This is a genomic window from Streptomyces sp. NPDC102451, assembly GCF_044765485.1.
GTDB lineage: Bacteria > Actinomycetota > Actinomycetes > Streptomycetales > Streptomycetaceae > Streptomyces.
The window spans coordinates 103,419-115,607 of the sequence record NZ_JBIWKD010000016.1; the positions used below are offsets into that span (position 1 = coordinate 103,419).

Sequence of the window (12,189 nt, forward strand, 5' to 3'; positions counted from 1 at the left end):
TTCAGAGTCTCCGGAGTCCGTCTCGTACGGCGGCGAGCAGGCCCATGTCGGCCCCGCCGGACGCCCGCGCCACCATCAGGGGGGCGCGGGCCAGCAGCAGGCCCTGGGCGACCAGATCGGCCAGCAGGATCTTGGTCACCGAGACCGGCAGATCGAGCCCGGCGGAGACCTCGGCGACCGCCGCCGGCCGGCGGCAGCGCTCCAGGATCATGCGGTGCTCGGGCTGGAGCCGGCCCGCTCGCAGGGGGGTCCCGTGCTGGTCCACCGCCTGTTCCGCGGTCGTGAGCACGGTGATGAGGCTGAAGTCGTCCCGTTCGGGGGCGGTCCGGCCACGGGTGATCGTGTAGGGGCGCACCATGGTGCCCGCGCCGTCCTCGGTCTCCTCCTCGTCCTCCTCGTACCGGTAGGAGGTCACACCCGCTGCCCGTCGCCGGTGCCGAAGGCGTCGAAGTCGCCGCGGACCGGTGCGGTGAGCTTCTGGCCGACCTGCTGCACCAGGTTGTGCATCGCCAGCGACATCACCTCGGCGTCCACCTCCTGGGAGGCGACGACGGCGAGGTGGGTGCCCTGGCCCGCGGCGATGATGAAGAGCCAGAGGTCCGCCAGCTCGACGATCACCTGGTGGACCGAACCGCCGTCGAACAGCTGGCCGACCCCACGGGCGAGACTCTGCTGGCCCGTGCATATCGCGGCCAGGCGCTCGGCGTCCGCGCGCTCGATGGTGCGGGAGTGGCTCACCACCAGTCCGTCGTCGGACAGCAGCACGGCGTTCAGTGTCTCGGCGACCGAGTCCACCAGACCGTCGAGCAGCCAGTCCAGATCCTGGAGGGTGGCCGTTGTGCGTGTCATGACCGTTCTTCTCTCGTAGGGGAGGGTGCGGCGGGGGCGGGGCCCGGCGGCTCCTCCGCCGCACGTGCCGCGCGCGAGCGCCGCTGGAATGCCCCGATCGCGGCACCCGCCCGCCGGGGGACGGGGCGGAGCAGCGGGTTCTCGTCCCAGCTCGGGGGCTTGGGCGTGGCCGTCCGGGCGGCAGGGTCCACCCGGAGCTCGTCCACCAGGCTGGCCTGGCGGACGCGGCGGGGGAGCGGGGGCTCCCCGCCCGCCGGCACCGCGGCCGGCTGCCCGGCCGGGGCGGCGGGGAGGGCCTGGGCCGGAAGGGCCTGCGGCCCGGGGCGTACGGGCCCGCCGTGGGCGTGCGGGCCGGCGGCGCCGTCCCCGGCCGGATACTGCTGCGGGTAGGACGGCTCGGGCACCGGATACGGGTCCTCGGCCGGATCCGCGTACGCATGACCGGGTACGGGGTACTGGCCGGCGGCCGTCATGTACGGCTGCTCCTGGCCCGGGTAGGGCTGTTCGGCGCCGGTGTACGGGCCGTCGGCCCCGGCGTACGGCGGCTGTCCGGGCTCGGGGTACGAGCCCCCGGCGTACGGCTCGTCGGCGTACGGCTGTCCGGGATCCCGGTACGACGCGTCGCCGGTGGTGTACGGCTGGTCCGCGCCGGGATACGGGGCGTCGCCCGGGGTGTGGGGCTGTCCGTCCGGCGGGAAGTGCTGCCCGTCCGGCGGGAAGGGCTGTCCGGGCACCGGGAAGGGTTCCCCGGCTCCGGCGTACGGCTGCTCCGGGGCGGGCGGTTCCTCCCCGGCGGGCCGTGACCTGGCGGTGCGGCCGGACAGGGCCGTGACCCCGGCCATGGCCCGCCCCTGCACCCGGGTCGGCAGCGCGCCCGGAGCCGCGGGCACGGCGGCCGTCTCCGGCACCGGGGCGGCGGAGGGTACGCCGACGGGGCCGGTGCCGGGCTCGGGGACGGTCAGCTCGTCCGGGACCAGGACGACCACGCGGGTGCCACCGAAGGCGGAGGGCCGGAACTCGACCCTCAGCCCGTGCTGGTCCGCGAGGCGGGCGATCACGTAGAGGCCGAGCCGGATGTCCTCCGCGTGGGCGAGCACGTCCATCCGGGGCGGACGGCTCATCAGTTCGTTGGCCTCGTCGAGCTGGTCCTCGTCCATGCCCAGACCGCGGTCCTCGACCTCGATGGCCAGGCCCCGGCTCACCTTCGCCGCGCGGACCTCGACGGGGCTCGGCGGCCGGGAGAAGGTCAGCGCGTTCTCGATCAGCTCCGCGAGGACGTGGGAGACCGGGCCGACGGCCCGCTCCGCCAGCCACGGGGCACCGTCGAGGTCCAGCACCACCCGGCGGTAGTCCTGCACCTCGCCCTGGGCGGAACGCATGACGTCCAGCAGCGGTACGGGCTTGCGCCAGCGCCGGTGCGGCGAGCCGCCCGCGAGGATCACGAGGTTCTCCTCGTACCGGCGCAGACGGGCCGTCAGGTGGTCGAGGTCGAAGAGGCCGTCGAGCACCTCGGGGTCCTCGTGCTTGCGCTCCAGCTCGTCCAGCTTCTTGAGCTGCTGGCCGATCAGCTGCTGGGTACGGCGCGCGATGCGCTGGAGCAGCCGCTCGAATCCGCGGTGCTGGTCCGCCTGCCGGACGGCGGCCTGCAGGGCGCTGGTGCGGGCCTGGTTGAGCGCGCCGCCGAGCCGGGTGAGCTCGTCGCCGCCCTCACCCGGTTCGTCGATCGCGCGGGCCTCGGCCTCGACATCGATCTTCTCCCCCTCGGCCAGCCGTTCGACGACGTCCGGCAGGGCCTTCTCCAGCTCCTCGGCCCGTTCCTGGAGACCGGAGATGCGCCGCCGCAGGTTACGGGTGAGGCGCCAGGTGGTCCAGACGACGGCGACGACCGCGAGCAGGCCGATCACCGAGGTGAGGACCATCTTGAGGAGCAGGGACATGACCGTGTCCTTGCCGGTCACCATGACCGCGTCGGTGCGCTTCTCCAGCAGCTCGACGAGCTGCGGGGTCACACCGTCCATGGCCTTGCGCCAGGTCTTCTCGTCGGCCTTCAGCGCGACGGAGCCGGTCCGGTCGGCCGGAGCGGGACGCAGGATCTGCTCCTCGACCTTCGTCTTGGCCTTCCAGGCGGAGCTCGCGGTCAGCTCCTGCCACCGGTCCAGGTCGTCGTCGGGGAGATAGGGGACCACCTTCGTCCCGGCCTGGAACGACTGACCGGAGACGGCGCTCCGGAGCTCCTGGAGGTCTTCCGTGCCGAGTTCGCCGGAGGGCCAGCCACGGGCCAGGATCGCGTCCGAGCGGGAGATCATCTCCTTGGTCCAGAACAGGTCCACGAGCGGCTGGCTCAGGGTGGTCACCTCGCCGTTGTCCACATGGCTGAGGGCCGAGAACAGCTCCAGGTCCACGGCGATCAGGTCGGTGTAGTAGCCGTAGACGACCTTCTGCCGGTCGCTGTCGCCCTCGTCGACGAGGGCGCGCTGGGCCGGCAGCTGGTCGATGGCCGCCCGGGCCCTGCCGACCGCGTCCAGCACCTCTTCGGGTGCCTCGTCCGCGTCCACGTCCGAGAGGGTCTCGAAGGCCGTGACCGCCTCGTCGGTGAGCGTGCGCTGCTGCTTCAGCGCCGTACGGGAGTCACCGGGGCGGGCCAGCGCCTCCGCGCTGAGCCGGCGCTCCTCCTGCAGGTTGTAGTACACGATGTTGGACGGTTGGCCTGCCTTCTCGGCCAAGAGTCCCTGGGCTGCCTGGCGTTGGAAGTCCAGGAAGGTCTGACCACTGGTCACGGCCCACAGGGCTGCCAGTGCGACTCCGGGGACGATCGCCAGTACGAGAAGGGCCGTCCGCAACGACATGGGTGCCGAGTCGGTCCGCCGTGACGCGCGCGTGCGCAGGGGATGCTCCTTGACGATGATGCCAGCCGGTGACTGGTCAAATACGTTGAGAACTTGGACACATGGATATTAGCCACAGTGCAAAAGAGAAGAAAAAGTGGCCTCACATGTGCAACACGCGATGCGCACGCCATGCACACCTCATCCCGTCGAAGTGTCGGAGATGCCCGTCGTGCCCAGGTAGCGGCACGGGAGCTCCGGAGCGAGGCTGAAGGTGCACGTATACGTTCGGCGGCACACAGGGAGGCGACGGGCGTGGCCGGCGGAGCGTTCCCGCACACCGTGAACAGGTCGCCCGAGGGCGACGGCCTCACGGTGTGTGACGACGCGCCCGGTCATCTGCGCATCACCGGGCGGGTGCGGGGGATGCCCGACGAGGTCCCCGACGAACCCGCGCATCTGGCCCTGGACGCCGACCGGGTGCTCCGGCCGGGGAGGGGAGCGGGGGCGGCCGTGCCGGAACGGCCGCACGTCATGCCGTGTGACCGTGGACGAACAGGGCAGGCGCCGTCCTGTGAGCACAGCGGGACGAGGACCGACCACCGCCGACGCCGACCGTAAGCAGCGGGCCGGGCGCCGCGCGGCGCGCCGGACGGGTGAACCGGGCCAGGGGATATATCTGTATTCGGTGCCCTTTGTTCCGGACCACCTGTCGTGATCGCACTCATCCTCAGCCATTTCGTACTGGCGGCGTGCTCGGCGCCGCTCGTGCGACGGCTCGGCCGGTACGCATTCGTCGTGCTCGCACTGCCTCCTGCGGCCGCCACGGTGTGGGCCGCCACCGAATGGGGCGGCACCGAAGCGGGCCGGGCGGTCTCCTGGTCGTGGGAGTGGATCAGCACGTACGACGTGTCGGTCGCCCTGCGCCTGGACGCGCTGGCCGAGCTGATGGTGCTGCTCGCGGCCGGGGTCGGCACTCTCGTCCTGCTCTACTGCGCGTCGTACTTCACCGACGACTCGCCCCAGCTGGCCTCCTTCGCCGGAAACCTGCTGGCCTTCGCCGGCGCCATGCTCGCCCTCGTCCTCGCGGACGACCTCATCACCCTCTACGTGTTCTGGGAACTGACCACCGTCTTCTCGTACCTGCTGATCGGTCACACCAGCGAACGCAAACAGAACCGGCGCTCCGCCCTCCAGGCGCTGACGGTCACCACCATGGGCGGCCTCGCCATGCTGGTCGGCTTCCTGATCCTCGGCGAGGCGGCGGGCACCTACCGGATCTCCGCGATCGTCGCCGACCCGCCGGAGCCGACCGTCGCCGTGTCCGTGGCCGTCGTCCTCGTGCTGTGCGGCGCCCTGTCGAAGTCGGCGATCTGGCCGTTCAGCCTCTGGCTGCCGAACGCCATGGCCGCGCCCACTCCCGTCAGCGCCTACCTGCACGCCGCGGCCATGGTCAAGGCCGGTGTCTACCTGGTGGCACGGCTCGCCCCCGCCTTCGCCGACGTCCCCGTCTGGCGGCCCGTCGTCCTGGTGCTCGGGGGAGCGACGATGCTCCTGGGCGGCTGGCGCGCCCTGCGCCTCCACGACCTGAAGCTCGTCCTCGCCTACGGAACCGTCAGCCAGCTCGGCTTCCTCACCGTGCTCGCTGGGGCGGGGAACCGGAACGCCGCACTCGCCGCCGCCGCGCTGATCCTGGGTCACGCCCTGTTCAAGGCCGCGCTGTTCCTCGTCATCGGCATCGTGGACCACGCCACGGGCACCCGTGACCTGCGCAGGCTCTCCGGCCTCGCCCGCACCATGCCGTACGTCTGCGCCGTCGCGGTGCTCGCCGCCGCCTCCATGGCCGCCCTGCCGCCCCTCCTCGGATTCGCCGCCAAGGAAGCCGCCTTCGACGCGCTGCTGCACGGCGACACCGCCGACCGCTGGCTGCTGGCCGTCGCCGTCGCCGGCTCGGTGCTGACCGTCGCATACACCCTGCGCTTCGTCTGGGGGGCGTTCGCCCGTAAGCCGGGTGTCGCCGACACCCCCGCCCACCACGTCGGCGCCGCCCTCCTGGCGCCGCCCGCCGTGCTCGCCGTCGCCGGGCTGGTGCTCGGCCCCGGTGTCGGATGGACCGACCGTCTGTTCGCGGCGTACGCCGACACCTTCCCCGCCCCCGCGCACCCGTACCACCTCGCGCTCTGGCACGGCTTCGGGACGGTCCTGCTGCTGTCCGCCCTCACCTGGGCGGGCGGCGCCGTGCTCTTCGCGGGGCGCGCGACGGTCACCCGCATCTCCCGGCGCGTCGCCTGGCCGACCGCGGACAGCGTCTTCGGGCACCTCCTGCTCGGCCTGGAACGCGTCGCCCTCCAGATCACCGGCTTCGTCCAGCGCGGCTCCCTCTCCGGCTACCTGGCGATCACCCTGATGGTGATGCTCTCCGGCCAGCTGGCGGTCCTGGTCGCCGACCGCCCCTGGGAGGGAGCGGTCGCACCCCGCGTGTGGGACACCCCGCTCCAGGGTGCGGTGGCCGTGCTGACCTGCGCCGCCGCCCTCTCCTGTCTGACCGTCAGCCGCCGGATGAAGGCCGTCGTCCTGGCGGGACTGACCGGTTACGGGGCGGCGCTGCTCTTCGTCGTCCAGGGCGCGCCCGACCTGGCGCTCACCCAGTTCTGCGTCGAGACCGTCTCGATGATCGTGTTCGTGCTGGTCCTGCGCCGGCTGCCGGTGCGTTTCGAGGAGTCGATCGGCACCTGGCGGCGGGCGATGCGGATCCCGGTGGCCCTGGGCGCGGCGGCGACGGTCGGCCTGGCCGTCTGGGTGTCGGGTGCCGCGCGGGTCGCCGAGCCCGCGGGCGCGGCCATGGTCGAGGAGGTCGCCCATCACGGGCTCAAGGACGTGGTGGCCACCATCCTGGTCGACCTGCGGGCCTGGGACACGATGGGGGAGTCCGCCGTACTCGCCGCGGCGGCGATCGGCGTGACCAGCCTCATCTATCTGCACCGCCGCGGCGAAGCGTCCATGAGCAGGGAGGAGCTTCAGGGGGAGACCGCCTGGGCGATGTCCGGCCGACAGCTGACCGGCCTCCCGCGGGGCGACGACACCGCACCCGAACGCAGCTGGCTGGCAGCCGGATCCACCCTCGCGCCCGAGCACCGGTCCATCGTCTTCGAGGTGGTGGGCCGGCTGCTCTTCCACCCCATCCTGGTGCTCTCCCTGTACCTGCTGTTCTGCGCGGAGAACATGCCGGGCGGCGGCTTCGTCGCCGGACTCGTGGCGGGGCTCGGTCTCATCACCCGCTATCTGGCGGGCGGCAGATTCGAACTCGCGGAGGCCGCGCCGCTGCAGCCCGGACTCTTCACCGGGCTCGGACTGTTCGTGTCCACCGGGGTCGCCCTGGGCGGCCTCGCCGAGGGGACCGTGCTGCACGCCTGGACCTACCACGGGCATCTGCCGCTGTTCGGCGACTTCCACCTGAGCACCTCGGTCCTCTTCGACTTCGGTGTCTATCTGCTGGTCCTCGGCGTGGTCCTGGACATCGTGCGGGCGCTGGGCGCCAAGGTCGACCGGCAGATCGAACGGGCGGCGGGCGCACTGACCCCCGCGGCGGACACCGGGAACGGGGAGCCGCAGCGATGATCATGAGTGCCGCGCTCCTCGCCACAGCCGTCGTCCTCTGCGCGGTCGGCGGCACCCTCATGCTCACCCGGCCGCTCACCCGCATCCTGCTCGGCGCGGTGATCGCGAGCAACGGCATCAACCTGCTGGTCCTCTCGTCGACCGGCTCGGCGGGCGCGGCGCCCCTGCTCTACGGCGTGCCGCTGCGCCGGGTCACCGACCCGCTGCCCCAGGCCATCGCCCTCACCGCCATCGTCATCACCCTCGGGACCACGGCCTTCCTGCTCGCCATGGCCTACCGCAGCTACCAGCTGACCGGCACGGACGAGGTCCACGACGACCTGGAGGACCGGCGCATCTTCCTGCGCGCCGAGGTGCTGGGGGAGCGGGCCGAACTCCGTGAGGAGTACCGGTCGGGACCCAGCCGTACCCGGGAGGAACGCGCGCACTACCGCGAGGAACACCGCAGGCTGCGGGCCAGACTCCGCGCCGACCGCGCCCTCCAGGCACGTGGCCGGGACGCGGGCGGGGACCTGTGGCACGACGTGCTGGGAGCCGATCCGGAGGACTACGTGAAGGACAAGGACGACGACCGAGGAGCCACCGGATGAACGCACTCGTCCCGCTGCCGGTCCTGCTGCCGCTCTGCGCCACCGGGGTGAGCCTCGCCTTCGGCACCAGGCTCGCGCGCTTCCAGCGCTTCATCAGCGTCGCCGTGCTCACCGCCGTCCTCGGGCTCTCGGTGGCGCTGATGATCGCCGCCGACCGGCAGGGCCCCCTCTCCGTCCACCTCGGCGACTTCGCCCCGCCGCTCGGCATCACCCTGGTCGCCGACCGGCTGTCCGGGCTGATGCTGACCGTCTCCTCCGCGGTCACCCTCGCCGTCCTGGTCTACTCGCTCGGCCAGGGCATGGCGGACCGGGACAAGGAGACGCCCGTCGCCGTCTTCCACCCCGCCTACCTCATCCTGGTCGCCGGGGTCTCCCTCACCTTCATCGCGGGCGACCTCGTCAACCTCTACGTCGGCTTCGAGATCATGCTGCTCGCCAGCTTCGTCCTGCTCACGCTCGGCGGCACCGGCCCCCGGATCCGGGCCGGCTCCACCTACGTGATCATCTCGCTGTTCTCCTCGATGCTGTTCCTCACGGCCATCGCCATGACGTACGCCGCCACCGGCACCGCCAACCTGGCCCAGCTGGCGGTCCGGCTGCCCGAACTCCCCCTCGGTGTGCAGACCCTGGTCCAGGCAATGCTGCTCACCGTCTTCGCCATCAAGGCCGCCGTCTTCCCCCTTGCCGCCTGGCTCCCCGACTCCTACCCGACCGCGCCCGCGCCCGTCACCGCAGTCTTCGCCGGCCTGCTGACGAAGGTCGGCATCTACTGCATGCTGCGGACCGAGACCCTGCTCTTCCCCGGCAACCGGCTCGGCGACCTGCTCATGGCCGTCGCCCTGGCCTCGATGATCGTGGGCATCCTCGGGGCGGTCGCCCAGACCGACCTGAAGCGGCTGTTCTCCTTCACCCTGATCAGCCACATCGGCTACATGGTCTTCGGGATCGGCCTCGCCACCCGCGAGGCGTACGGCGGCGCGATCTTCTACGTCGCCCACCACATCACCGTCCAGACCTCCCTCTTCCTCGTGGCCGGACTCATCGAACGCCGGGGCGGCACCAACGAGCTCACCCGACTCGGCGGACTGGCCAGATCGGCTCCGCTGCTCGCGGTCCTCTTCTTCGTGCCGGCGATGAACTTCGCCGGGATCCCCCCGCTCTCCGGCTTCATCGGGAAGCTCGGACTCATGCGGGCCGGGGTGGCCGACGGCAGTGTGTGGGCCTGGATCCTCGTCACCGGCGCGACCGTGACGAGCCTGCTCACCCTGTACGTGATGGCCAAGATCTGGAATCTGGCGTTCTGGCGCACCGAGCCACCGGGACAGGCCGCCTACGGCACCGTCCTGGAGGCCGCCGACGACACCGACGACGACGATCCCGACACCGGCCCGGACCGCATCCCCGGCACGGGCGACGAAGGGATCGGGCCCGCACCGGCCGGTCAGACCCTGGCCGCCACCCTGCAGGGGCGGGCCGTCACCACCACGGTCCGCCCGCCCACGGCCATGACGGCGGCCACCGCGGGGGCCGTCCTCCTCGGCCTCGCCTTCACCGTCCTGGCCGGCCCGCTGGCGGCCTTCACCGACCGCTCGGCCGCCGAACTCATCGCCCGCAGTCCCTATGTGGAGGAGGTGCTCGGCCGGTGAGGCGCCTGATCACCCTGTCGTACCACAACCCCGATCTGCCCCCGTTCAGCGTCGAGTTCGCGGGGCGCCGGCGGCGGGTGCTCGACCTTCCGCTGATCGCCTGGCTCACGCTGATCTGGGTCCTGCTGTGGTCCACCCTGACCTGGGCCAACGTCGTCACCGGCGCGGTCGTGGCGGTGGCCGTCTGCCTGGCGTTCCCGCTGCCCCAGGTCGACCTGGGGCTCCGGCTGCACCCCTGGGGCATCCTGCTGCTCGCCGGCTATCTGCTCTACGACATGTACACCTCGGGGGTGAAGGTCACCCGGCAGATCTTCGCCGGCCGCCCGCACCGGCCCGCCGTCATCGGTGTACCACTGCGGTGCCGCAGCGACCTGATGCTCGCGGCGACGGCCGTCTCCGTGTCGAACACGCCGGGCGGCTCCGTCGTCGAGGTGCGCAGGGCCACGGCCACGCTCTTCCTGCACGTGCTGGACGCGGACGACCCGGCCGAGCTGGAGGCGGCCCGGCGCTCCGTCTGGAAGCTGGAGAAGCTGACGGTCAGGGCGTTCGGCACCCGCGACGAGATCGCCCGGGTGTCCGAGCCCCCGCCTGCGGTCGCCGGCTCCGACACCGGGGAGGAGACGTCATGAGCGGCCCCGAGACCGTCGACCGCGTGCTGATGACCTGCGCCGTCGTGTTCGTCGTCGTGGCGGGCGCGCTGCTGCTGTTCCGGATCAGCCGCGGGCCCTCCATGCTGGACCGGGCCATCTCCCTCGACGTCTTCGCGGCGGTGGTCATCGCGGGCCTGGGTGCCAAGTCCGCGTTCGCCCTGGACTCGTTCTACTTCCCGATCATGCTGGTGCTCGCGTTCCTCGGCTTCACCGGGTCCGTGGGCATCGCCCGCTTCATCGCCGTACGCGACAAACCGCTGTCACGGCAGCGGGCCGGCGGGAAGGAGGGGCAGCGGTGAACGTCTGGCTCCAGGTCGCGGACACGGCCGGGGCGGTGCTCGTGTTCCTCGGCGCGGCGATCTCGCTCCTCGGTGTCGTCGGCATGCTCAAGCTGCCCGACGTCCTCTCCCGCAGCCATGCGGCGACCAAGCCGCAGACCCTCGGGCTGCTGCTCGTGCTGGCCGGGGTCGGGCTGAGGCTGCACAGCGCCACGGACCTGGCGACGCTGGCCCTCATCGGCTTCTTCCAGCTGATGACGGGCCCGGTGGCGGCCCACCTGGTCGCGCGGTCGGCGTACCGGACGGGGCAGATCGAGCGCGGTGAGCTCCTGTTCGACGACCTGGACGCGCAGCTCACCGAGCCGGAGCCGGAGACGGAACCCGGCACCGAGCCGGAACCGGGCACCGGGCCCGAGCGCGACCAGGGGTAGCCGGCCCGCCTCTCGGTATCTCCACTCTTCGCACACATTTTCTGCGATGATGCGGCGGGAATGCCGGGCGCTGGGGGGCGTATGGGAAGCACGGGTACGGTGCTGCGCGAATTGCGCGGCGCACAGAAGTCGTCCAAGGGTGTCTCGCTCTACTCGCGGTACGTGAACCGCCCGGCCGGGCGGCTGCTCGCCGCGGGCGCCTTCCGCGCCGGATTGACGCCCAATCAAGTCACTTTGATCAGTGCGGCGTTCACCTTCACGGCCATCGCGGCCGTGGCGCTTGTGGAACCGTCCTGGTGGCTCGGGGTCCTCGTCCACGCCGGCCTGGCCGTCGGATTCGCCTTCGACTCGGCCGACGGGCAGCTCGCGCGGCTGACCGGGCGGGGCGGGCCGGACGGCGAGTGGCTCGACCATGTCGTGGACTGCGCGAAGATGATCCTGGTCCACAGCGCCGTACTGATCGCGTTCCACCGCTTCGGGGGCCTGCCCGGTGAGGCCTGGCTCCTGCTGCCGCTCGGTTTCCTCTTCGTCGCGGTGCTCACGTTCTGCGCGGGGCTGCTGCGGGAACAGCTCGGCAAGGCGGCGGCCGGCACCGCGCCGGTGCCCGGGGCCCCCGGCGCCCCGGTGTCCCCGATCCGGGCCGTCGCGCTGCTGCCCGCGGACTACGGGATCTTCTGCCTGGTCTTCCTGCTGCTCGGCGCACCCGGCGCGTTCCGGGCCGGGTACGCCGTCCTCGCGGCCGTGCACGCCCTGTTCCTCGTCGCGTTCCTCGCCAAGTGGTTCAGGGAGCTGAAAGCGCTCCGGGCGGGCTGACGAGCACGTCCAGTGCCCGGCGCAGCTGGGTGCTGGACGTGTGCACCGTGTACGGAAAGTAGACGACCTCCACCCCGACCTCGGCGAAGTCGCGCTCCAGGCGTTCGCCCTTCTCCGTGCCCCGCCAGTCGTCGCCCTTGAAGATGACGTCGAAGCGGACCTGCTGCCAGGTCTCGACCTTGTCCGGAACGGTCTCCACGAACGCCGCGTCCACATGGCGCACACTGCGCACGATCTCCAGCCGCTCGCGCAGCGGGATCACCGGCCGGTGGCCCTTGGCCAGCTCCGCCATCTCGTCGGAGACGACTCCGGCCACCAGGTAGTCGCACTGGCTGCGGGCGTGCCGCAGGATGTTGAGGTGGCCGACGTGGAACAGGTCGTACACCCCCGGCGCGTAACCGACTCTGTGCTGCACCATCCGTTCTCTCCCCCCACGGTGGAACTGGTTCAACGACCTTACTGTGAAGAACACTTGTGCATCCCGTGAAC

11 protein-coding genes are annotated in these 12,189 nt (G+C 71.8%); 7 read left to right on the plus strand and 4 right to left on the minus strand.

The window, feature by feature from the left end; all coding sequences use genetic code 11:
* Position 1: 1 nt before the first annotated feature.
* Genes ACIRD8_RS29080 through ACIRD8_RS29090 form a run of 3 tightly spaced genes read right to left on the minus strand, consistent with a single transcriptional unit; the run spans position 2 to position 3,695 of the window.
* A complete protein-coding gene (locus ACIRD8_RS29080; RefSeq protein WP_403997829.1) occupies positions 2–415 on the minus strand; it encodes a DUF742 domain-containing protein in 414 nt (137 codons plus the stop codon).
* On the minus strand, positions 412–849 hold the full coding sequence (locus tag ACIRD8_RS29085; protein ID WP_403997832.1) for a roadblock/LC7 domain-containing protein: 438 nt from the start codon (positions 847–849) through the stop codon (positions 412–414). The genes ACIRD8_RS29080 and ACIRD8_RS29085 overlap by 4 nt, the downstream gene beginning before the upstream one ends.
* Positions 846–3,695: a nitrate- and nitrite sensing domain-containing protein gene (locus ACIRD8_RS29090; RefSeq protein WP_403997835.1), complete on the minus strand. Its 2,850-nt coding sequence runs from the start codon at positions 3,693–3,695 to the stop codon at positions 846–848. The genes ACIRD8_RS29085 and ACIRD8_RS29090 overlap by 4 nt, the downstream gene beginning before the upstream one ends.
* 693 nt (positions 3,696–4,388) lie before the next feature.
* On the opposite strand from ACIRD8_RS29090, the gene ACIRD8_RS29095 reads away from it, so the two are divergent.
* From ACIRD8_RS29095 to ACIRD8_RS29125, 7 genes are all read left to right on the plus strand, one after another.
* The gene (locus ACIRD8_RS29095; protein ID WP_403997838.1) at positions 4,389–7,292 is read left to right on the plus strand and encodes a Na+/H+ antiporter subunit A; all 2,904 of its coding nucleotides are present in this window, start codon (positions 4,389–4,391) and stop codon (positions 7,290–7,292) included.
* Positions 7,289–7,882: a Na(+)/H(+) antiporter subunit C gene (locus ACIRD8_RS29100; protein ID WP_403997841.1), complete on the plus strand. Its 594-nt coding sequence runs from the start codon at positions 7,289–7,291 to the stop codon at positions 7,880–7,882. Before ACIRD8_RS29095 ends, ACIRD8_RS29100 begins: the two co-directional genes overlap by 4 nt.
* Complete coding sequence (locus tag ACIRD8_RS29105; RefSeq protein WP_403997844.1) at positions 7,879–9,528, plus strand: Na+/H+ antiporter subunit D; 1,650 nt, start codon at positions 7,879–7,881, stop codon at positions 9,526–9,528. The genes ACIRD8_RS29100 and ACIRD8_RS29105 overlap by 4 nt, the downstream gene beginning before the upstream one ends.
* Positions 9,525–10,157 (plus strand): Na+/H+ antiporter subunit E, encoded by a 633-nt coding sequence (locus ACIRD8_RS29110; protein WP_403997847.1) that lies wholly within the window; start codon positions 9,525–9,527, stop codon positions 10,155–10,157. The genes ACIRD8_RS29105 and ACIRD8_RS29110 overlap by 4 nt, the downstream gene beginning before the upstream one ends.
* Positions 10,154–10,477, plus strand: a complete 324-nt coding sequence (locus tag ACIRD8_RS29115; protein ID WP_403997850.1) for a monovalent cation/H+ antiporter complex subunit F — start codon at positions 10,154–10,156, stop codon at positions 10,475–10,477. Before ACIRD8_RS29110 ends, ACIRD8_RS29115 begins: the two co-directional genes overlap by 4 nt.
* Positions 10,474–10,887, plus strand: a complete 414-nt coding sequence (mnhG, locus tag ACIRD8_RS29120) for a monovalent cation/H(+) antiporter subunit G (protein WP_403997853.1) — start codon at positions 10,474–10,476, stop codon at positions 10,885–10,887. Before ACIRD8_RS29115 ends, mnhG begins: the two co-directional genes overlap by 4 nt.
* Before the next feature lie 81 nt (positions 10,888–10,968).
* Complete coding sequence (locus ACIRD8_RS29125; protein WP_403997856.1) at positions 10,969–11,700, plus strand: CDP-alcohol phosphatidyltransferase family protein; 732 nt, start codon at positions 10,969–10,971, stop codon at positions 11,698–11,700.
* Here ACIRD8_RS29125 and ACIRD8_RS29130 read toward each other — a convergent pair.
* The gene (locus ACIRD8_RS29130; RefSeq protein WP_403997859.1) at positions 11,669–12,118 is read right to left on the minus strand and encodes an adenylyltransferase/cytidyltransferase family protein; all 450 of its coding nucleotides are present in this window, start codon (positions 12,116–12,118) and stop codon (positions 11,669–11,671) included. The two genes, ACIRD8_RS29125 and ACIRD8_RS29130, sit on opposite strands and share 32 nt — an antisense overlap.
* Positions 12,119–12,189: the final 71 nt, after the last annotated feature.